Genomic DNA, 21,932 nt, shown 5'->3' with positions numbered 1-21,932 from the left:
GGAGCGATTTCGAATGAACGATAAACCACATGAACTTGCTCCATCAACCTACTGGATACAGGCCTGGGAGCAGGCCGTGTTATCCAACACGCGTACCGCAAGCGATGAGGAGGAAGAGCAGTATTGGCAGGAGCATGCATCAGTCTATGATGAGCGCAATCCACTGGCGCCTTACACCCAGGTTATTATGGAGCGAGTAATAGCGGACTTGAAGCCAAGTGATCATCTGCTGGAGGTTGGACCGGGTACAGGCGGATTTACTCAGCTATTGGTTCCTTATGTAGCCTCGATTACATTGGTTGAGCCATCAGCCGCCATGTATAAGGAGTTCTGTCTCAGCTGGGCAAGCATGAGCTATCCGCTGCCGAAAGCGATTGCGCTGAAGTGGGAGGAAGCGCCTCCGCTTCAAGCAGACATCCTGTTCAGCGCAAATGCGGTTTACCGGATTCGTGATATGAAGGCATGTTTGATCCAGATGAATCAGACGGCTACACGCCATGTGTTTCTCGTGCAATCGATCGGAAGACCTTTTGCCGGGCCGCTGCAGGTCGAGCTGGATGGAGCAGCGACGGAGCGGGAGCGTGCAGCTGCAATCTCTGATATATTAACGGAGCTTGGGCTCAAGCATCAATATCGAACTTTTCCGATACAACGTAAAAACGGTGCTGTGCATGATGTCGCTCTTATTCATTGGGAGCCGCAGGTTGTATCTACCGATTAGATCAGCACTAGCGTTGAGCGGATTAGATCGCTGCGATTATTTGTGCTGATTCGTTTCCCGATGTAGACTCGGTGTGACATATTGTGTACATAAGAATAGTAGAGATTCAGATGTAACGTCTCTGGATTATTTGACCAGCAGGAGATCGAAGTCTATGTCTTTGTTCAGAAAGCCTTCCTGTTTAATAAGCTGGGCAAAGCCCCGTAGCGTGGATAGATCGGTTGTGGAATTCCAGATTATTCGTTGTAGCGCGCGCTCAATTGCATCTACGGATAGTGATTGTCCGGTTAACTGCTCAAGGGATTGGGAAAGCGTGTGATAGGTGCCCGGTCTCTTCTCGCTGATGGACAGCATGGACGCATTGTGTGCTTGCAGGAATCGGGAGACGGTTTGAGGGTGATTGTGAACAAAATCGCGATTAACGGCAATGACTGTATTCGGGTACTGCCCCCCATTATACAGCTCCTGCCAATCGACGAGTACGCGTGCTGCCGCTTTATTTTCCAGAAGGGTTACCCATGGCTCCTGCACCAGAGCCGCATCGACTTGATTGCTTGCAAACATGGAAATGAGAGCGGAGGGCTTCGCTTGAATAATACGAATATCGCCTCCACGAAAGATGTCCTTTAAACCGTGGCGACCCAGCAGCTGCCGAAGCAGTATATGCTGGCCATTGCCGTATTGCGGAATCGCAATGGTTTTTCCTCGTAACTGTTCGGCCTGCTGAAGGTTTGAGTCTGTTCGTACAAGAAGTGCGGCTCCTCCTTGATTGACGCCGGATATGATTTGAATATTTTGTTTTTTGGAAAAAGCCTCAAATACCGGACCTGGCCCTGTATACCCGATATCAATCTGATTGTTTAATAAGGCGTCGACAACCGCAGGCCCCGCCGAAAAAGCACGTGTTTCGAATTGTCCGTCAAATTGTTGTTCGAATAACTGATGATGGATTGCCAGTAAAGCCGGAGCGTGAGTTAAATTGGGTATAAATCCGATTCGGATTTGTTGTGTGGTTTGTTTCGTTTCCGAAGCGGCATCTCCAATGATTTCAACGACACCCGCTCTGAGATCCTGAGAAATGCTTTGTAAGTCCTGCGTTGATCCGGCAACGGTGAGTACGGAGGAGGCTTGTTTTTCAGATAAACGTGCTACTTCATAAGCGGATGACAACGATTGCTGGGCTAACGAAGTTACGGTGTGCAGATGCTGGATCAGCAGATCCTTGCGATGGCTGGCCGTATGCAGGAGCTGACTGGCCTCGGCTGAGTGTTCCGTGATATGAGACAGATTCAGATGGATCGAATCGAACTGCTGCTTCGTTTCTACAACCGCTTGAGAGACGTTTTGCGAGGATTTACGTGTCTCGTCTACAATTTCGCTGAAGGCTCTCACTTGCTGCTGCATACCCTGAAGCAATCCGGTAATAGTCCGTCCGTTGACCGCACTTTCGACGGCCAGCTTTCTCACCTCCTGGGCAACCACTGCAAAGCCTTTACCTTGCTCGCCAGCGTGGGCCGCTTCAATAGAAGCATTCAGGGAAAGCATTTGAATGCTTTGCGAGACTTGAAAAATAGATTCCATCGCTTTGGAAATAACTTCTGTCTTATGCTCCAGATCTTTCATGGTAGTATGTAATTTATTCGAGATTTCCTTATTATGTATCGATTGCTGAGCTAGTAAATCAACCGTGGACTTGCCGGTTTCCGCTGCATGCAGCGATTGGACCGTAGCGGTCTCCACGTGCTGGATCTGTTGGACGGCTGTGTTCAGAACCTCACCCAATGCTTCGGAATGGACCAGACTTTTCTCGGTTTCTTCGGACTGAAGTGCAGCAGCGTTAACAATTTCATGGATGGACAACGAGACGGTTTCCATATTTTCTATCGTATTCTTTACAAAATGAAGAAGTGAATCTGTAGAATCCGATAAGGTGCCGCTAGTTTGGTAGAGCTTTTTAAATTGTTCTACAGGATGGTTTGGCTGGACTGAATCTGCTTTTTCCAAGGCTTTAAAAGAATTGATAAAGTGTAGGCTTTTACTGAGCAGTGTCATGGAATCAACCTCCTATAAATAATAAAAAAACTGATCGTGTGCGGTACTTATCTAAGTCATGTATAATAAATTAAAACATAGTATTCTTATTGGAATAATTGATGAATAATTTATCACGCTTGTATTTATTTGTCAATTGAAATAAAAACAAGCCATTTCCTCGAAGGAAATGACTTGTAAATACAATTCAAACAGCTTATGAAGAAGCTGAATATGAGAAGGCATAGAGCAAAGCGACGGCTACACTTTGAATTTGGATAATTGATCCAGGAGCTCTTGCACCATCGCGCTTAATGCTTCGGAGGAGGAGGAGATTTCCTCCATGGACGCCAACTGTTCTTCAGAGGAGGCTGCTATGCTTTGCGAATTTGCCGAAGAGTCCTTGGCAATTCGGGCAGAGCGATCGATTGATGACGCCACCTGCTCGGAGCTTGCAGATATTTGCTGTACCGCGGCCGAAACCTCATCAATTTGTTGATTGACGCCGCTCATTTCCTTGGTGATCGCTTCAAATAACTGTCCGCTTTCCGACACGGATGCTACACCTTTGACGACCTCAAGCGTGCTTTGACCCATGGCGCTCATAGCCAGGCTTGTTTCCTGAGTCACGTCATGAATGAGTTGAGCTACATTTTCCGCAGCAAGCTTGGTCTGCTCGGCCAGTTTGCGGACCTCGGCGGCAACGACGGCGAAACCTTTTCCCTGCTCGCCAACACGTGCAGCCTCAATTGATGCATTCAGTGCAAGTAAATTGGTCTGTGTGCTGATGTTGGTGATGACTCCGATAATACTACCGATCTCTTCTGATTTGGCATTCAGACGGATAATAGAGGCCTCGGATTGGTCAACAGAGGAACGGATGACTTCCATTTGCTGAACCGCTTCATGAATGCTGTGGTTTCCTTTTTCCGTTTGATCCATAATTCCTTTGGCTGCCTCTGCAACGTTGACGGTCGAATTGGCAATTCGATTCATGCCCTGGGTCATTTCATCCATAGCTCTGGAAGAATCGTAGGCCTGCTGCTCTTGCGTCTCGGAGCCCATGGCTACCTCCTGGATCGCTTCAACAATCGTTTCGGTAGCGCGTGTCGTCTCTTCAGCACTGGCTGCCAGCTCCTGTGAAGTAGCTCCAGCTGACATGGATAAATCGCTGACCAGCTGAAGGAGCTGGCGAAGCTTCTGGATCATGACATTAAAATGCTCAGCCATGACGCCAAATTCGTCTTTGCTGTTGACAGGAACCGTATGGGTGAAATCGCCTTCTGCCAAGTTTTTCAATATGCTGATCACACTGTTCAGTGGATTCACAATGACCTTCCATACAATCAAGGCCAAGAGCAGCCCAAGTAATAATAAGGAAGCGACTGCAATCCCTATGGATATGTAAAGGCTGTCGTAATAGGCCTGAAGTACGGCCGTTAGAGGAACAACGGTTTCTATGTACCACTTGTCCTTGCTGCCCTGAACGGTAATTGAATCAAAGTCGCGAATGGAGGCTACACCGTTTACGTTGTTGGAAAACGTCTGGGTTTTCCCGTTTTGCAGTTGGTCCCACACTTGCTGCTTATCTGGACTATCTACATAATTTTTGGCAACCAGGTCAGACTTTCCACCATGAGCAATATACATGCCTTTGCCTGATATTACGGTGATGTAGCCACCTAATGGTTTTTCTTTCTCGATCTGCTTTTGCAGCGTATCCAATGCGATATCCGCACCTAATATTCCAATAAAATCTCCTTTGGCATCGAGAATAGGATATATAACAGAAGTCATCAATACCTGCTTGCCGTCAACCTGATAGGCGTAAGGCTCGATAATAGTGATCTGCTTGCTGCGTTTTGCTAATAAATAATAATCCCCAGCGCCTTCCTTCTCGTAGTCCTTCAGTGGTTCTATCACTTGTTTATCGTTGCTTCTAACAATATAGGGGATAAAACGACCTGTTGCATCGTCATAAGGTGCTTTATTTACATTAGCTTTATCATTACCATCAAAAGCATTGGGTTCCCACAGCGTGTAAAGAGCGAGAATGGATGGCTGCTTTTCCAATTCCTTGCCTAAAATTCGGATGATGTCCTCACGGGATTGCTTCTTTTGTGTGTTAGCATCCAGAGCGACTACGGATAAGCCCTTGAGAACCGAGCTGATACTGACCAATTCCTCCTCCAGGGAGATGGAAAAGTCTTGTCCTGCCTGGTGAGCGCTTAACATGCCTTTGTCCAGACTGATGGTATACAGCTGCTTCAGATTCAAAGCGATTAAACAAGCAAAAACGATGAGAAGAGAAAAGCCGAGTGTCAAGGAAAGCTTCAACGAAAGTTTTAAGTTTTTGTACCATTGCATAATAGAAGTCCCCTTCATACATAGATGATTTGTCTGACTACATATTAACATAGGCAGCTGGTGTATAGGATCATTTTAAACGTAAATTGTTAGGAAAGTGTACGGTTCAGATTAGAAATTATTTAATGTTATTCATATCTTTTGCAATCATTACCAAATGGAACGTCTGGTATAGGAAAGTAGAGTGTGATCATGGTATTGTAGTATGATAGATATGAGGTTAAATGTGTAATTTGGAACCAAGATGGAGGGTAGATCCAATGGCTAATCCCATAACGAATTTGCTTACAGGGGCCAACACGACGTTGGTCAAGGAACCCTTACTTGAAGTCACGGTTTCTTGGGAAAGCGCTCCGGCTGGGCTGGATATGAGCTGTTTTATGATAGGTGGCAATGGCAAAGTACCTTCGGATGATTACTTTATATTTTATAACCAGCCTGCCGATCCGCAGCAGCTTGTGGAATATAAGGCGACAGAGGCGAAGGCGATCGTTTTTTCCATTAATCTGGACAAGCTTTTGGCGACTGAAATTGATAAATGCGTATTCGCTGCAACATTGGATGGACCAGGAACCTTTAAGGGTGTCAACGGCTGCAAGGTGACAGGCCACACCTCTCAAGCAGACATCGTGTATGAAATCAAAGAGGCGGGCGATGAAACATCGCTGGTTTTAGTGGAATTGTATCGCCATCAAGGCTGGTGGAAGCTGCGTGCCATTGGCAGAGGATTTAACGGAGGGCTACAGCCATTGGCAGAGGCTCATGGTGTAAGTGTGGCTGATGAGGAGAATGAAGCTGTGATGGAAGCAGAGGACACTGCATCCAGTCCGGTACCCGCAGCGATACAAGCAGGGAATGAGTCATCTGCACCCGTACCAACACCAGCACCTGCAAATGCTCCTGCAAATGGAACCAAGCCGACTTCGGTTTTTGCAGACCAAGCCGCATCGACATCTGTGTTTTCCTCTCAATCGAGGTCAGCCTCGATATTTGCTTTACAGCCAGCTACGACATCCTTATTTGATGCTCAACGATCTCGGATATCGATGTTTGATGCCAAATCGGGAAGCGTAGTATTTAACTAAGGTTGAGAAATGTAAGTATAATCAATAAATAAACACGAAGCAGTCCGTAAGGGCTGCCTCGTGTTTATTTGCATCATAGGATAATAATCGCTGTCGATGATTCCCGAGTATGTCCTGCTTGTGCTAGTCTAATACCACATTGGCCGATCTCAATCTATTCTGGAGCTCCTGTACATTAATATGCTGAGGACTTACTCCATACTCTACAGCTAAACCCGCCGCAGTTCCCGCTGCTTGCCCAGTCGCCATGCAGCTGGGTGTTAAGCGCGTTGTCGCCAGAGCTTCGTGAGTTGTGGAGATGCAGCGTCCGGCGGTCAGTAGATTCGTAATTTTCTTGGACAGCAGGCAGCGGTAGGGGATATCGTAAGCGCCATCTCCTTGTACCCAAGCGGCTGTTACGCTTTTATTGGAGGGGTCGTGGATATCAATCGGATAGCCGCTGCGGGCAATGACATCCTCAAACCTGCGTCCCCCAACGACGTCCTCCGCTTGCAATGCATATTGGCCATCGATCCGTCTCGATTCCCGCACGCCGATCTGTGCCCCCACTTGAGAGATGGAGGCGCGCTCAAAGCCAGGCAGGTTTTGCTGCATGAAATCGGCTACCATCATCACCTGCTTGCGTCCAAGTGTCTCAGCCTCGGTCAAATCCTCGACATTCGTTCCGTTTAACCCCTGCACCCTCGTTGTATTGACCAGTACCTCATCGTCATTAGGACCTGTAAAAAACAGCACCTGATCACGATTGATCGGCAAATCGGCTTCCTTCCAATGCTTGAAAAAACCTAATACACCGGATAAAGGCAGCTCAGCGAGCTCGCTGAATGGTGTTTTTTTATAAAATTCATCAGGATGATCCATCATATACTGCTTCACCTTGGGCAAATCGACACCGCGCATGCGGAATTTCATCGTCATCGGCTGTGTTTTGCCGTCTTCGTCCCGACCCGTCAGGCAGGGTGCCCCTGATAAGTGAGCGACATCCGCATCTCCTGTCGTATCGATAAACACCTGTGCACTTACTTCTATTTTGCCGGACTTGGTCGTGATATGAACCGCTTCGATTCGATCTCCGTTCACTTGTACGTGGTCGACAAAGCTGTGCAGCAGCAGCTTTACCCCGGCGTCCTGAAGCATGTCAACAGCCAAAATTTTGTAAACCTCCGGGTGGTAAGGGGTAATGGTGTTGACGAACCCGACTGTGTCGCGGAGGTGCCCGGGTGAAGCATTTTGCGCCATCAAACGATCAATGATTTCCTGTCCAATGCCCTTGATCACCTGCTTGCCTTCCACCGTATGGAACGTCATCCACGGATAGACGAGTGCCGCTGTAGACATGCCTCCGATAAAACCGTACCGCTCGATCAAAATGGTTCTTTTACCGCTTCGTCCTGCTGCAATTGCTGCGCAAACCCCGGCTGGTCCTCCTCCACATACAACAATATCTGCCTCGATCCGGTTATTCTGAATGGTATTCGCCATGATGGTTATCGCTCCCGTTTGTGTAGAATGGTTTTCATATCGCTCATCTAGGGCTTATTATAAAGAAACAATAACTTTAAGTTGAGTTTAAATTTAGTTTAAAAAATGATTGCAATCGTTTAAATCATTTTCGATTTATCCAATTTTATATAAAGATCGGGTGAAGGTGAATGGCAAGAAAAAAAAGCATCACATTACTGCACATTGCACAGGAGCTTGGATTGACCATACAAACCGTCTCTAAGGCGCTGCGCGGACATCCGGGGATGTCGGAGGAGACCCGAGGGCTTGTCATCCAAACTGCCGCCGCTCTTGGATATCGTACAAAGGAGCAGCTGCGTCAGCTGGAGCAGGAGAGAATTGCACCGTTTCCTCTGTATACACGACGGTTTATTCTTGTGCAGAGTGAGCGGTCACTTGGTTTCCTGAGGCTGCTGCTGCAAGGACTGCACGAGCGGTTTGCTGAGTACGGCCATCGGATTGACACGCTGCTGCTTCCCGAGCCGACCTCACCCAAGCAATTCCGTCATTGGCTTGAGCTGCATAATGTAGGCTACGCCGATGGTATCTTTATCGCACCGCGGATTGTGCCGGGATTCATGGAGCAAAGCCTGCTGGAGCTTCAGCTGCCGCGGATTTTGCTTAATTACCCACCACCTGAGACCAAGGTAGACAGTGTGGTTTGGGATGTGTACGAAGCGATGTATATCGCAGTTCGAACGTTAGTCCGTGCAGGGCATCGACGAATTCTGTATGTGGGAGATATTCATCTGCAGCGCGGCTTTATCTTGCGTTGGCAGGCATTCCAGGAAGCAATGAAGGAAATCGGAGTGCACGTAACGGAAGAGGAGCATGCGGTCTCTCGCAGAGATTCCGGACAACCGTGGCTGGACGATTTTGCACTCAAATACGAAATCTATAAGCCTACAGCTGTGATCTGCGGAATTGATGAAGAGGTATCGCCAGTTTACTATAGGTTGCAGACTTGGACGAAGGTACCGGAGAACTGCTCACTAGTGGGGTTTTTGAACGAGCCGATTGATCATCTACCACTTGTCGACCGACCTGCGCTGCTGATCAGGGAAACGGGGTATCGTGCTGCCGACCGAATGCTTTGGCGCATTGCGAACCCGCAGCAGCCTTATGAGCATATTCGATTGAAGGGCGATTTTGTGAGAGGGGAGACGATAGGGAAAAGCTTTTCCTGACGACAATTTTAAGCGTGCTCTAACAGTAGCGAGACTATGAAGATTACTGCAGCAGGAAAACTTGATTAAAAAAGTAATTTCATCTATTAGGTAAGAAAACTGGGACCGTTGCCTATCGTGACAGCGGTCTTTTTTTGATTTGTCCGGTTGGGTACATACCGGACGTATCTTATTATGAAATTGTTAGGAAAATTAACATGGAAATCGTACCTTACTAAAATCGGTTTAATATTGATGTGTCATAATTACAGGGCAGGTTGATTGGGCACACGGATGAGGACCTGCTAACCAAGATTACTTATCATATCAGGCTAGATTTTTATATAGAGGGTATGTTTACATAACTATGAAGAACAGGATGTGCTTTACGATGAAATTTTATAAAAATATGAGTTTGACAAGGAAATTAATTCTCTCGTTCGCTATGATTTTATTAATTCCATCCTTGCTGATTGGAGCGGCTGCCTACATGACAGCCAAGGACCAACTGAAAAAGGAGCTGCGACTTACTGCAGACCAGAATGTGGCGATGATGAGCAGTTCCTTGGATCAATATGTACGGATGGAGATGAGCAATGTCGATGGATTGGCCAGGCTGCTGGCAAGCATCTCCATTGATCAGAAAGATACACATACACGAGAGCTGATTGACGCTTTTACATCAAATCATCCCGAGCTGGAGCTGCTGACTCTTGGGAACGAAAATGGTGCGTGGATGAAATCTCCGGATCCGGGTGCCCAAAAATATGATCCGAGAGAGCGGGACTGGTATAAAGACACCTTGAAAGACTCCAGTAAGGTGGTCATATCGAATCCCTATGTGTCGGCAACAACCGGTAATACCGTAGTGACCATTGCGAGAGCCTTGCCCGACAAAAAAGGAGCCATAGGAGTTAACTTGAGTCTTGCGAAGCTGGCCGAGTCTATCAATCAGGTCAAAGTAGGGAGTAAAGGCTATATTTACGTATTGGATAGAACGCAGCGTTTTCTGATGCATCGCGATCATAAGTCAGGTGAGGAAGCACAAGGGGATCATTACCCGTTATTTTATAAGGATGAGTCAGGAAGAGTAGAATATATACTTAAAGGTGAGTCTAAAGAGTCCTCTTACGGTACAGTGACCTCGGCCGGTTGGAAAGTAATCGGCACTATGGATGCGCAGGAAACGGAAGAAAAAGCTGCGAAAATTTTTGGCATTACCACGATAGTAGTTCTGGCCTCACTGTTGTTCGGCAGTTTGCTCGTGTATGGAATTATTCGTTCTATTAATCGTCCGATGAAAAGCTTGATGGGTACCGCGATCTCTTTAAGTGAGGGAGATTTACGGAATAATGTGCTTGTCGATTCCAAATGTGAGATTGGGAAACTTGGAGATAGCTTCAACAAAATGGTCGGCTCCCTGAAAACGATGATTGTCGATATTGGGGAAACCTCGGCTTCATTAGCGGCCTCATCCCAACAATTGAGTGCCAGCTCTGAGCAAAATAATAAGGCTACGGAGCAGATCGCTTTCTCTGCTCAGGAAATGGCAAATGGTACAGTAACTCTGGTTGCACGTATTTCTGATAGTGCCAGAGTCACTGGCATCATGATTGATGAATTGACCAAAATTTCCGAGCTTGTTCGCCGTTCTTCTTTGAGTGCTTCAGAGGCTCGGAACTGGTCGGATGAAGGATCTATGGTGTTGGGGTCGGTCATTCAACAAATGAACGTCATAGGAGACAAGGTTGGCGAGATGGAGACCATAGTCCGTGAGCAGGCATACCGTTCTCAGGAGATTTACCACGTGATTTCGCAAATCACCGAGATTACCAACCAGATCAATCTGCTTTCTTTGAATGCTTCGATTGAAGCGGCAAGAGCAGGCGAGCATGGAAAGGGATTTGCAGTTGTTGCTGCAGAGGTGAAGAAGCTGGCGAGCCAAACCTCGTTATCCTCTGAGCAGATTAATGTATGGGTCGGAGAGATCCAAGGTCAATCGGTTCAAGCTTTGAAGTCTATGGAGCTTGCTGCCAAAGAAGTATATGAAGGCAAGCAAGTAGTCAGTCGGATGGGTGAGTTGTTTACGGATATTAAGCATAAAATTACTGATGTGTCGGATCAAATGCAGGTAGCCGCTGAATCTTCGGAGAGTGTGACCAAGGGGACAGAGGAGCTCGGAGCTGTGATGAAGATCGTCTCCGAAATTACGGATGCAACAGCGGAAAACACAGAGCAAATTTCTGCCGCCGCGCAGCAGCAGATGGCTTCTATGGAGGAAATAACAGCCTCGGCACAGGCATTGTCTTACATGGCTGAGGAATTGCAAACCAAAATCGATACTTTCAAGAGCTAAGCTGACACACAGATGACATTTTGCATAAACTAAGGTATGATTTGGATAGCTACGAATTCAGGCGGCGTTCCCTTACGGAACGTCGTTTGTGTACAGACAGGAGTGAAGCGATGATATGGATTTACGTAAAATGAGAATTTATGATACAGAACATACACATTCAAGCGAAGAGCGGGACGAATACGAGAAAGACTACGCACGCTTGATACAATCGCCTGCTTTTCGGCGCTTACAGGGCAAATCGCAAGTGTTTGGAGCGGGCTCCGGAGATTATTATCGGACCCGGCTGACCCATTCACTCGAGGTTTCGCAGATTGCACGTGAAGTAGCCAGACGGATGCAAAAGGAGTACCCTTTTCTCGCTGCGCGCGAGCATCCCGGATTGATGCTGGACCCGGCTGTTGTGGAATGCGCGGCGCTTGCTCATGATTTGGGGCACCCGCCCTTTGGTCACAAGGGAGAAGAAGTATTGGATAGGCTGCTGGCTGAGGAGCATGGTCTCGCTTATGAGGGGAACGCCCAAAACTTTCGTATTCTGATGTTCCTGGAAAAACGGGCAGGCAGCGGCAGCGGTTTGGATTTGTCAGCGGCTGTGCTGCTCGGTATTAATAAGTACCCTTACTCTTTGGAAGAGGAGGGCAAACTTAAAGGCGTATACGCGATGGAGTGGGAAGCCATCAACTACTTGCGGGAGGCTTGGGCCATGCCAAAGGGCTGCGCAACATTAGAGGCGCAGCTGATGGACCTGTGCGACGATATCGCCTACTCCACCCATGATATCGAAGATGGGATTCGGGCCGGTAAAATATTGATGAACCCGACATTTTTTGCAGATAACAGGCTGCTTGAAAATCTAATCCAGGAAATCCTTGATGACGAAGGCAATGGAGCGGTTGGATGGGATCAGGTCGATATGCATGCTATGGTCAAGCAGGTATTGGCTGACTATTTGACACAATGGGAAATGATTTATTCCGAATGCAAATATGAATCCTCGCGCACACGTCGTGAAATGAAAGCAAGATGGGTGAGCATGTTTGCCCAAAAGGTAGGGATTATTGATGATCCGGCAAAAGGCTGGAAAAGAGTCACTTTCGTGCGTGACGGGCAGGAGGATCTGGATCTGCTGCGAACGATGGAAATCTTAAAAAAGCTGGCGTGGGTTACATTAATCAAGGATTTTCGGGTTCAGCGTTTGCAAAAGCGCAGTGAAATTATGCTTCAACGACTATGGGGCAGCTTCAAGGAGTATGAAACCGGAAGAATGATTATTCCCCCGGATTGGACCCAAAGCTATGAGCAGCATAAGCATAAATGGAGCTGGCCGCGTATGGTAGCTGATTATATATCGGGGATGACCGATGCGTATGCTGAGAAGGTGTATGCCGAGCTGTTTGCCAGTAAATCCGGATCGATCTATGAAATGGATTAATGACATGTAATATATGTAAATTGTATAAATATTAACGAGTCGTCGAAGCGGAATAGACAGGTGCAGCTGTCATCGATTTAAGACGCTGAACGAGCGGTCTCTCCACATACCAATAGAACATACAGCATAATAATAACGCTATCGTAAAGCAGAGCACAGTCGTGATGGTAGGACCACACCATACGTCAAGGTGAGCTGCTTTGGCGAGCTTCAGCGTGACAGACAGGAACCCAAGACTGGTTAGCAATATCGAATAGGAAGCATTGCCAAGAAATTGAGCGAACCCCAGCCAAGAGGGAGCCGCTGAACGCATAGATCCGATGCCAAGCAGAACGAGTGACGATCCAATGGTGTACAGAACATTCGGATAAGCGAAGGTCGGGTCGATATAACGCAGCACCCAGACAACAGGGAAAACCATCAATCCTGCTGCAAGTGAGTAGCCTCCCTTGCCAAGGTTAAATCGGCGAATAGTCCACGCAATCAGCATCCCCAGCACAAATTGCAAATGCATCCCATCAAACAGAAAATGCAGCCATGCGTTATCCTTCATATGTATCCAACCACAATTGATGAAGCCGACGATCAGCAGCCACAGTGAAAATAGGGCAAGGATCGTTTTTTTATTCAGAACGAACAGCAGTGAAAAGATCAAATAAAAAAACACAACATAGATGAGCGACCAGGCGACGCCAAGAATAGGTACTTGACTGTAAGGCAGCAGTAACAGGGAGGTAATAATCTCCAAGGGTTTTGTTTCGTAGCCATTACCAAACGCAGGAACGAGAAAATAGATCGGAATGACAGCGGCATTGACCAGCCAGTAAAGCGGATAAATACGCAGCAGCCTTTTGAGCATAAAGGGGCCCCACATGTGTGCTTTTCCGAAATGCCGATGATAGAGAGTAAACATCAAAAAACCAGTCAGCACAAAAAAATAAGCATAGCCTCCGGAACGATCCATGCCACTAACCGCCAAAAAGTTAATATGAAAATATTTCTGTGCCAACTGAGAGGTGTGAAACAGCATCACCAGTACAACAGCAATACCCCGAGCGGCTTGAATCAGGGGAATGGTTAAGCGATTGTCCATGATTTCAAATTCAGCTCCTAATATTTGGTTGTTATCTTGAGCCGTTATCATCTCATCTGAAAGTGAAAATATGATGACAACAGCCTGAAGATTAGCTGAATTTTAGCTTAAAATAATGAACCTACCGCAAGGGTAGCCATTCCCTGATTAGAAGCCTCCTGACAGGATCAGAAGCAGTTAAACTGCTCAATACGTTGAATATCCAAACCAAAATACAACCAGAAGCCTGCAGGTCCAAAACCGTACCACCGGTAACCAGCTATCGAATTACGGCCGACGTGAGTAAGGAACATCCAGTAGGCGTCACCGTTTCTTTGCCAAATGTACACATACCGATTGATACATCTACGGATACTGCCGGGATCAACCGCTAGGGCAGACACGCCTGATTGCTGCGGGATGAAGGAAGGAGGTGGGGATTGTGGTCCGCCAGTTGCGCCAGGGCCTCCTTGAGGTGTACCGGGAGGAAAGCCGCCACCACCGCCGCCTGGAAAAGATGGAGGAAAGCCACTACCGCCACCACCGGGAAAAGACGGAGGAAAGCCACCACCACCGCCGCCTGGAAAAGACGGAGCAAATCCTCCACCGCCACCACCGGGAAATGGTGAACCAGGAAAACTGGTGCCAGGCCCTTGTAATGAGCGAGTGGACAATCCACCACCAGTTCCTTGTGGAAAGCTGCCTGTTCCAATTCCTTTGGAATCAAGCGAACTGCTACCGGTGCCAGATGTCTGCGCCGTTACAGGAATTTTGTTAATACTTATCTTTTTTTTCGATTTTTTTGAAACTATTTGCTTTCGACTCATCTTCAGCAGCTCCTTATGTTGGCTCTCATCACAACATATGCTACAAACGCCCATGTGTTACTTGTCCTGAACGCTCTTCTACTTGCTGCTGCCAAATTTGATTGAAATAAAGCTTTCCATAGCTGCCTATCGATCTGATGTGATAAGTTGGAAGCAGCCCTATATATAAGGCATAGAGAGAAAAGGAGTGTTACTATGCTGGATGCTTCATCACATTCGCCAGCATCTTCAGGCGTAGCGCTGGATTTGCGCAAAACGGCACCATGGATTATTTTTATTATTTTTTTCGGTGTCCTCAATGAAACGGTTTTTAATGTTTCCACACCAAGTATTGCTGCACAGTACCATTTGACGCCTTCGGGGGTCAGCTGGGTTGTAACGATCTTTATTATTTTTTTCGGAAATTGGTTCGGTCATCTATGGCAAGCTTTCTGACGTCTACAGTCTTAAGAAGCTCATCGTGATCGGTATTATCGTGTACAATATTGGGTCGATTGTGGGGATCGTGTGTCAGGCTTGGTATCCGGCGGTCATTGCGGCAAGGGCGATACAGGGAGCAGGCGCATCTGCAATTCCGGCACTAATCATGGTTGTGGTCGCCAAATATTTTTTGCCTGCTGATCGGGGCAAAGTATTCGGAATTTTGAATTCCACCGTAGCTTTTGCGATTGGGATCGGTCCGGTGCTAGGCGGGTTTATCTCTGCAGCGTACCATTGGTCATTTTTGTTTTTGATTCCGCTGTTTACGTTGATTTCAATTCCCTTTTTTCGTAAGGTATTGCCGGATGACGAGTTGCGCGGCGGAAAGGTCGATATTCCCGGTGCGGCTATGATCGGCCTTAGTATCGCTTCGCTCGTCTTATTTTGTACCGATCCTACGTGGTATTACTTTATTATCGGTGCAGCTTTAATGGTTGGGTTCATCGTGCACATCCGAAGGGTGGATCATCCGTTCATCGAGCCATCGTTGCTGGCCAACCGCTTATTTCGCAGCGGGTTGATTGTTAGCTTCATCCTCAACTGTACCGTGATGAGTATTATGTTTGTGATGCCGCTTCTGCTAAGTGATCTTAAAGGATTGAATACGAGCGCTATCGGCTGGATTTTGTTCCCTGGTGCGATCAGTGCTGTTGTATTTGGACCGATCGGTGGGGGATTGGCGGATAAAAGGGGTAATAACTTCGTCATAGCGATTGGAGTCACCTTACTGGCTTGCAGCTTGATTATGCTATCGTCGTTATTGGGAATGAATGTCTGGTTTATATCGGGCGCTATGGTATTAACGTACATTGGGTTTTCATTTATTCAGACGGCGCTGGCCAATAGCGTGTCTTTGACACTTGATATGGAGCAAACCGGTGTCGGTATGGGTTTATTTAACCTGGTCGGATTTATATCGGGAGCTGTAGGGGCAGCGGCAGTGGCCAGAGTGTTGGACAAAAAGCTGATGAATTTCCCGCTTAATCCGTTGATGCACGAGGTGGGGGGATACCTTTACAGTAACCTGTTGCTCGTATGTGCGGTGGCAGTTGTGGTTGGTGCGACCGTGTTTTTTCGCAGCTACGGAACCATGAAGTTTAAATCTCAATAAGATCGGCAGCTATTCAGTCCCCTTCCATCTGTTGGAAGAGGACTTTTTGAGTTCAGGACAAACTTATTTATTAGCTAAGAAGGTAACCGTAGTTCCTTGACCAGGCTCACTCTGAATGTGCAGTCCTTTGCTATATATTTGCTTCAAACGTCGGTCTGTATTACGCACACCGATTCCAGCCCTAAGGTTGGAGGAGCTGTCGAGTATTTGCAGCCGCGTCTTCTCATCCATTCCCACGCCGTTATCGATGATCGATATTTACACGTGCTTGACATGCTCGATAATTTGGAGCCGCACCGTTCCGCCTTGGGAGCGCATTAATGCACCGTGTCGGACTGTGTTTTCAATCAATGGCTGAATAGAGAGGGGAGGGATAAGCAAGGATAGATTTTTATCCACCTCTCACACAATTTGCAGCCTTTCTTCAAACGTTCCTTTTCGATATATAAACAAGAACGAACGAGATCCAGTTCATGGGTGAGCGGAACGAGTCGATCCAGATTATGTGAATTAAAGCTAGCACATAAATAATTTCCAAACGTTTCTAGCAGTGTGTGCATGCGGTTAGTATCAATATCGCTTAAAGCCGCTATGGAGTTTAACATGTTAAATAAGAAATGCGGCTGGATTTGTGCCTGTAGATACGCCGCTTCAATGCGCAGCTGATCACGCACGGACTTTTTTAATGCGGTTAAAGCTCTCACTCTGGACATCAGTTCCATCGTATCTATCGGTTTAGTAACGTAATCGTTGGTACCTGCAAGGAAGCCGAACTCTATATCTTCAGGTCGATTGCGCGCGGTGAGAAGCAGTATGGGCAGCTCAGACATGGAAAAACGTTAAAAACGAAGCTATTCCTTTATTTATGTCAAAAAAGCTGCCATTTAATACCTGAGCAGCGTGAGTATCGCTTGACGGTAATTGCCCAATTTTGTATAGGGAAAATGTTCGAAAGATGAGTAAATATTCGGTTATATAAATAGCTTGATTTTTCAGTAACCATTGGTTACTATATAGTTAATAACCAATGGTTACACATGTAGAAAGGTGATGAGTAGATATGGAAAGTAGCGATAAAAGCATTCGTAAGCAGGGCGAGAGAGCGGAGGAAACGAAGCGCAATATTGCCGAATCAGCAGCGAAACTGTTTACAGCAAGAGGCTATGATGCAGTCACTATGCGGGAAATTGCGAAGGATGCGGGCTGCTCCCATACAACCATTTATTTATATTTTAAGGATAAGGAAGTACTTCTGGAGCAGCTTGCGATACCGCCGCTGCAAACTCTTGAGACGCTCCTATTATCGATACAGGCGCATGAGGAATGGTCAGAGGCTGAGAAGCTGAAGGAGAAGAGCCGTCAGTTTTTACGGTTTTGCCTGTCACACAAAAGCATGGTGGCCGTTATTCTTGGAGTGAAGTCCGTGAGGGTGGATGAGAAGGATCCTGAGGGGGACTTAAACAAGCTGCGCAATCGGATATTCGGCTATTTAACTGAAGGCATTGAGCACTTCATACCAGCGGCTAATGAACAGGCACGAATCGATCAATCACGTATTTATTTTTTCATGTTGTACGGAATGGTTTTCACTTATATGAACAGTGAAGAACCGCTGGAACCGCTGCTCAAGCGGATTTTACCCATTATGGATAAAGCAATTGAGGTTCTGCTAGCTGGTATGCTGCACAAGAGGGACAGTAGTCAGTTGGTGACAGCCATGAAGCCGGAAACGCAGCAGGATAAAAAGCAGGGTAAGCGAGAAAAATTGGAGAAGCAAGAAAAACAGGAGAAACAAGAAAAGCAGGACAAAAAACAGGATAAAAAGCGTAAGGACAAAAAGTCGAAAAAGCAGGAGGAGAAATAGCTATGAAAATCGTACGGATTTCCGAGCATATTTGGGCGTGCAAAATATGGTTAGTCATCCCGATCACAGTATGGATCGTGAAGTCGGAACAGGGACTTTCGCTGGTTGATACAGGCATTTCCTTAATGGCGGGCGGCCTGCTTAAGCAAATGCAGCAGATGGATGCGCCACTGGAGCGAATTTTATTAACCCATGGTCATTCCGACCACGTTGGCAGTATCAAAAAGATCCGACAGCAGCTTCATGTTCCTGTATTTGCTCATGCCGAGGAAATTCCTTATATGGAGGGCAAGCTTCCCTACCCGCGCCGATCCAAAGCAGAGGCATCTGTAGAAATCGATTTGGCCCAGCCGCTCGCTGTTTCTAGTAAAAGTACTGCATCTTCCCAATCTGAGCAGGCTTCAGATTCGCGTACCAGACAAGAAGCACGGTCAGGTGATATGCATGCTTTGGACGTCGTAGGCGGACTCACGCCTTACCTCACACCCGGGCATTCGCCAGGTCATGTGGCTTATTATCATCAAGAAGATAACGTACTGCTGGCGGGAGATCTGTTTACTGCGAACAGAGGCAAGCTCAAAAAGCCAATGGCGATGTTCACAGGCGATATGCAGCAAGCGATAGAGAGCAGTTCCATTATCGAGCAGCTTAAGCCTAAGGTACTCAGCATTTGTCACGGTGGAGAGGTATACTCTCCGTATGAGCAGTATGATTCTTTTCGACTTGCGTTTAAGTAACGTATTGATCTGTATCATTTATTTTTGTAAAAGGTATTGTCGAGGCTGGCAATCTATAGTAAGATCGAATTAAGCGCTTAACCTAATTAGGTTCAAGCGTCGGATTTTTACAGGTTAAGCGCTTAATCAACTTTGTCATTCATAAATAACACTAATGTATGCTGCTATGAACATCAGATCACTACAAATGGCCATTACCATTGGCGAACCCAATCACTGTTAATTGAATGAATCGATGGAAGGGAGACACGTGAATGAGTACGATTAGACTTACTATGGCTCAAGCTCTGCTTCGTTTTTTGGATAAGCAATATATTTCGCAGGATGGTGAAGAAACCAAGCTTTTTAAAGGAGTTATGGGTATTTTTGGTCACGGTAATGTGACGGGTCTTGGGGAAGCGCTGGAGCGGAGTGCAGGAGACCTGGTCTACATTCAAGGGAAAAATGAACAGGGGATGGTCCACGCCGCCGCTGCCTATGCCAAGCAAATGAATCGCAAACAAATATTTGCCTGCACGAGCTCGATTGGTCCCGGGGCTCTGAACATGGTTACTGCTGCTGCAACGGCAACGGTCAACCGGATACCTGTACTGCTGCTGCCAGGAGATAATTTTGCAACCAGACAACCGGATCCGGTGCTTCAACAGCTCGAGGTACAAGGAGATTATACCGTATCCGCTACGGATGCATTCAAGACAGTCAGCAAGTATTGGGATCGTATCGTGAGACCCGAGCAATTGCTTACAGCAGCAGTTCAGGCTGTTCGCGTGCTCACTGATCCTGCAGAAACAGGTGCGGTCACACTGGCTCTACCTCAGGATGTCCAGGCAGAAGCTTATGATTATCCACTTTCATTTTTTGAGAAAAAGGTACACTTTATTGACCGCCGTCCACCGGCCTCAGATTCATTGAATAGAGCTTTGGAGCTTATGAAGGGCAAAAAGAGACCGTTGATCGTTGCAGGTGGGGGTGTGCTGTATGCGTCCGCTACAAAGGAGTTGGCTGCATTTGCTGAAGCCTTCGGTATTCCGGTTGCAGAGACACAAGCTGGAAAAAGCTCGCTGCCGTGGAATCATCCCTTGAATGTTGGTGCGATCGGGGTAACAGGAGCACTTGCCGCAAATCTGCTTGCCAAGGATGCGGATCTGATCATTGGTGTAGGAACTCGCTATTCGGATTTTACAACGGCGTCCAAATCGGCTTTTGCACATCCTGAAGTACAGTTTATCAATATCAACATCAATGGATTCGATTCGGCAAAGCTTGGTGGAGCGTCAGTTACAGGGGATGCGCGAGAGTCGTTGAAAGCGCTTCAGGAAAAACTCGCTGCCGCGCATTACGAGAATGGCTATGGCTCTTCTGAAATTGCGGACTTGAAGAAACGTTGGGATGGCGAGGTTGATCGCTTGTATGCAGCCCAGCATGAAGACGGATTATCCCAAACCCGCGCGCTTGGCGTCATTAATGAAACGCTGGATGCCTCCTCGGTTATTGTGTGTGCTGCGGGCAGCCTTCCCGGAGATTTACATCGGCTGTGGAGGACGCTTGAGCCAAAGACGTACCATATGGAATACGGATTCTCATGCATGGGATATGAGATTGCTGGTGCTTTTGGAGCTGCTCTTGCCGAGCCGGAGCGTGAGGTGTATGCAGTTGTGGGAGACGGCAGCTATTTGATGATGCATTCCGAGCTGGTTACTAGCCTGCAGGAAGGTCGCAAAATAACGATTTTGCTGTTCGATAACCACGGCTTCCAGTGTATTCATAATTTGCAAAGAGGTCATGGAAGCGACGGCTTCGGTAATGAATTCCGTTATCGCTCCGAAACTACAGGTCGTTTAACCGGTAATGTGATGCCGATCGATTTTGCTGCACATGCGCGTGCCTTGGGAGCAAAAGCGTACAAAGCGAATACTGCCGAGGAACTGCAAGTCGCGCTGCTGCAAGCCAAGGAAGAGACGATTACGACATTGATTGAAATTCCGGTTGTCGCTGGAACGAATACGGATGGTTATGAATCGTGGTGGAATGTGGGCGTGCCCGAGGTTTCGGTCAGTGATAAAGTGCTTGCCGCACATCAGGAAATGAAATCCCGTATTCAGGCGGTCAAGCTGATTTAATATTAAAAGTTTATGGAATGCATGGTCATCTAATCGAATTTATAAAAGGAGAGTTTGTGCATGCTGGAACTGCCATTTAAGCTGGGCATCCATCCGATCAATTGGGTAGGCGAGGACGTTAAGGAGCACGGTGACGATACGACCTATGAGCAAATTCTGGATGATATTCAGGCTCTGGGTCTGACAGGAACGGAAATGGGCCGCAAGTACCCGACAGATCCGGAAATTTTGCAGAAGGAACTGTCCAAGCGTGGGATTCAGCTCGTATCACAGTGGAAATCGGTGCTGTTTTCTGATCCGGCATACCGGGAATCGGAATTGGCCGCTTACCGTAAGCACGTGGAATTTTTACATGGAATGGGCAGTACGGTGATCAGCACCTGCGAGGTTGGAGGCTCATTGCACTTTGACCCACGTCGCACACCGAACGAAAAGGAGGTGCTGCGGCTGGATGAAGCAGGCTGGCAGAGCCTCGCCGAAGGCTTGAATGCAGCTGGCGCCATTGCTCAGGAGTATGGTTTAAAGCTGACCTATCATCATCACGGCGGAACCGCAGTGGAAAGTCCGGAAGAAATTGATCGATTGATGGAGCTGACCGATCCTACTAAGGTATATCTGCTCTATGATACGGGTCATGCTTATTACGGAGATGCTGATCCCCTGCAGGTTCTGCTCAAGCACTATGACCGTATTGCGTATATTCATTTCAAGGATATTCGCCAGGAGGTGCTGGATGAGGCACGTGCCGAACAAGTCGATTTTGTTACGTGTATTCGCAAAGGCGTGTTCACCGTTCCCGGTGACGGATGTCTCGATTTTGGACCGATTTTAAATGAGCTGCTGGCACGTGGTTACGATGGATGGGCGATGCTTGAAGGAGAGCAGGACCCGGCAGCACATCCCGCATATAAGTATGCCAAGAAAGCATTGGAGCATATGGAGTCCTTGATCATCAAAAAATGATAATAAGCCAAAAGCCAGTAAGCATAAAACGAATCAGAATCAAGCCAATAAGAAAGCTAGTGCTGAAAACAATGACCAGGAAAGAAGGTAATCAAGC

The 21,932-nt window shown here is 47.2% G+C and carries 18 protein-coding genes; 11 read left to right on the top strand and 7 right to left on the bottom strand.

Going from position 1 to position 21,932, the window contains the following annotated elements; genetic code table 11:
* Window positions 1-13: 13 nt before the first annotated feature.
* Window positions 14-721: a class I SAM-dependent methyltransferase gene (locus OB236_RS01680; RefSeq protein WP_262682351.1), complete on the top strand. Its 708-nt coding sequence runs from the start codon at window positions 14-16 to the stop codon at window positions 719-721.
* Window positions 722-847: 126 nt separating this feature from the next.
* Here the strand turns inward: OB236_RS01680 and OB236_RS01675 are convergent, their stop codons facing one another.
* Window positions 848-2,773: an aliphatic sulfonate ABC transporter substrate-binding protein gene (locus OB236_RS01675; RefSeq protein ID WP_262682348.1), complete on the bottom strand. Its 1,926-nt coding sequence runs from the start codon at window positions 2,771-2,773 to the stop codon at window positions 848-850.
* A gap of 240 nt (window positions 2,774-3,013) precedes the next feature.
* Entirely contained in the window at window positions 3,014-5,119 is a 2,106-nt protein-coding gene (locus tag OB236_RS01670; protein ID WP_262682347.1) for a methyl-accepting chemotaxis protein, read from the bottom strand.
* Window positions 5,120-5,379: 260 nt separating this feature from the next.
* Between OB236_RS01670 and OB236_RS01665 the strand changes: the two genes are divergently transcribed.
* Window positions 5,380-6,204, top strand: a complete 825-nt coding sequence (locus tag OB236_RS01665; protein ID WP_262682346.1) for a TerD family protein — start codon at window positions 5,380-5,382, stop codon at window positions 6,202-6,204.
* Between the two features lie 123 nt (window positions 6,205-6,327).
* On the opposite strand, the gene OB236_RS01660 is transcribed toward OB236_RS01665, so the two are convergent.
* Window positions 6,328-7,686, bottom strand: a complete 1,359-nt coding sequence (locus tag OB236_RS01660; protein WP_262682345.1) for an FAD-dependent oxidoreductase — start codon at window positions 7,684-7,686, stop codon at window positions 6,328-6,330.
* 170 nt (window positions 7,687-7,856) lie between these two features.
* Here OB236_RS01660 and OB236_RS01655 point away from each other — a divergent pair, with 170 nt between their 5' ends.
* From OB236_RS01655 to OB236_RS01645, 3 genes are all read left to right on the top strand, one after another.
* Window positions 7,857-8,894 (top strand): LacI family DNA-binding transcriptional regulator, encoded by a 1,038-nt coding sequence (locus OB236_RS01655; protein ID WP_262682344.1) that lies wholly within the window; start codon window positions 7,857-7,859, stop codon window positions 8,892-8,894.
* Between the two features lie 370 nt (window positions 8,895-9,264).
* Window positions 9,265-11,229: a methyl-accepting chemotaxis protein gene (locus OB236_RS01650; protein WP_262682343.1), complete on the top strand. Its 1,965-nt coding sequence runs from the start codon at window positions 9,265-9,267 to the stop codon at window positions 11,227-11,229.
* Window positions 11,230-11,344: 115 nt separating this feature from the next.
* A complete protein-coding gene (locus OB236_RS01645) occupies window positions 11,345-12,661 on the top strand; it encodes a deoxyguanosinetriphosphate triphosphohydrolase family protein (protein ID WP_262682341.1) in 1,317 nt (438 codons plus the stop codon).
* Window positions 12,662-12,692: 31 nt separating this feature from the next.
* Here the strand turns inward: OB236_RS01645 and OB236_RS01640 are convergent, their stop codons facing one another.
* Window positions 12,693-13,754 carry an acyltransferase family protein gene (locus OB236_RS01640; RefSeq protein WP_262682340.1) on the bottom strand — a complete coding sequence of 354 codons (1,062 nt, stop codon included), beginning with the start codon at window positions 13,752-13,754 and terminating at the stop codon, window positions 12,693-12,695.
* Window positions 13,755-13,921: 167 nt separating this feature from the next.
* Window positions 13,922-14,560 carry a hypothetical protein gene (locus OB236_RS01635; RefSeq protein ID WP_262682339.1) on the bottom strand — a complete coding sequence of 213 codons (639 nt, stop codon included), beginning with the start codon at window positions 14,558-14,560 and terminating at the stop codon, window positions 13,922-13,924.
* Between the two features lie 195 nt (window positions 14,561-14,755).
* On the opposite strand from OB236_RS01635, the gene OB236_RS01630 reads away from it, so the two are divergent.
* Both OB236_RS01630 and OB236_RS01625 read left to right on the top strand, forming a co-directional pair.
* Window positions 14,756-14,995 (top strand): hypothetical protein, encoded by a 240-nt coding sequence (locus tag OB236_RS01630; RefSeq protein ID WP_262682337.1) that lies wholly within the window; start codon window positions 14,756-14,758, stop codon window positions 14,993-14,995.
* 25 nt (window positions 14,996-15,020) lie between these two features.
* Window positions 15,021-16,151, top strand: coding sequence for an MFS transporter (locus OB236_RS01625; RefSeq protein ID WP_262682336.1), 1,131 nt, complete (start codon window positions 15,021-15,023; stop codon window positions 16,149-16,151).
* A gap of 63 nt (window positions 16,152-16,214) precedes the next feature.
* On the opposite strand, the gene OB236_RS39920 is transcribed toward OB236_RS01625, so the two are convergent.
* A complete protein-coding gene (locus OB236_RS39920) occupies window positions 16,215-16,382 on the bottom strand; it encodes a hypothetical protein (protein ID WP_332843719.1) in 168 nt (55 codons plus the stop codon).
* Window positions 16,383-16,498: 116 nt separating this feature from the next.
* Window positions 16,499-16,981, bottom strand: a complete 483-nt coding sequence (locus tag OB236_RS01615) for a histidine kinase (RefSeq protein WP_262682333.1) — start codon at window positions 16,979-16,981, stop codon at window positions 16,499-16,501.
* A gap of 230 nt (window positions 16,982-17,211) precedes the next feature.
* On the opposite strand from OB236_RS01615, the gene OB236_RS01610 reads away from it, so the two are divergent.
* The 4 genes from OB236_RS01610 to iolE all read left to right on the top strand — a co-directional run bounded on the left by OB236_RS01610 (window position 17,212) and on the right by iolE (window position 21,835).
* Window positions 17,212-18,015 carry a TetR/AcrR family transcriptional regulator gene (locus tag OB236_RS01610; protein WP_262682332.1) on the top strand — a complete coding sequence of 268 codons (804 nt, stop codon included), beginning with the start codon at window positions 17,212-17,214 and terminating at the stop codon, window positions 18,013-18,015.
* Between the two features lie 2 nt (window positions 18,016-18,017).
* On the top strand, window positions 18,018-18,752 hold the full coding sequence (locus OB236_RS01605; RefSeq protein ID WP_262682331.1) for an MBL fold metallo-hydrolase: 735 nt from the start codon (window positions 18,018-18,020) through the stop codon (window positions 18,750-18,752).
* Window positions 18,753-19,006: 254 nt separating this feature from the next.
* Window positions 19,007-20,872, top strand: a complete 1,866-nt coding sequence (iolD, locus tag OB236_RS01600; RefSeq protein ID WP_262682330.1) for a 3D-(3,5/4)-trihydroxycyclohexane-1,2-dione acylhydrolase (decyclizing) — start codon at window positions 19,007-19,009, stop codon at window positions 20,870-20,872.
* A gap of 60 nt (window positions 20,873-20,932) precedes the next feature.
* Window positions 20,933-21,835, top strand: coding sequence for a myo-inosose-2 dehydratase (iolE, locus tag OB236_RS01595; protein WP_262682328.1), 903 nt, complete (start codon window positions 20,933-20,935; stop codon window positions 21,833-21,835).
* Window positions 21,836-21,932: the final 97 nt, after the last annotated feature.

This window comes from Paenibacillus baimaensis (assembly GCF_025567575.1).
This window is presented reverse-complemented; position numbering and strand designations above follow the sequence as displayed.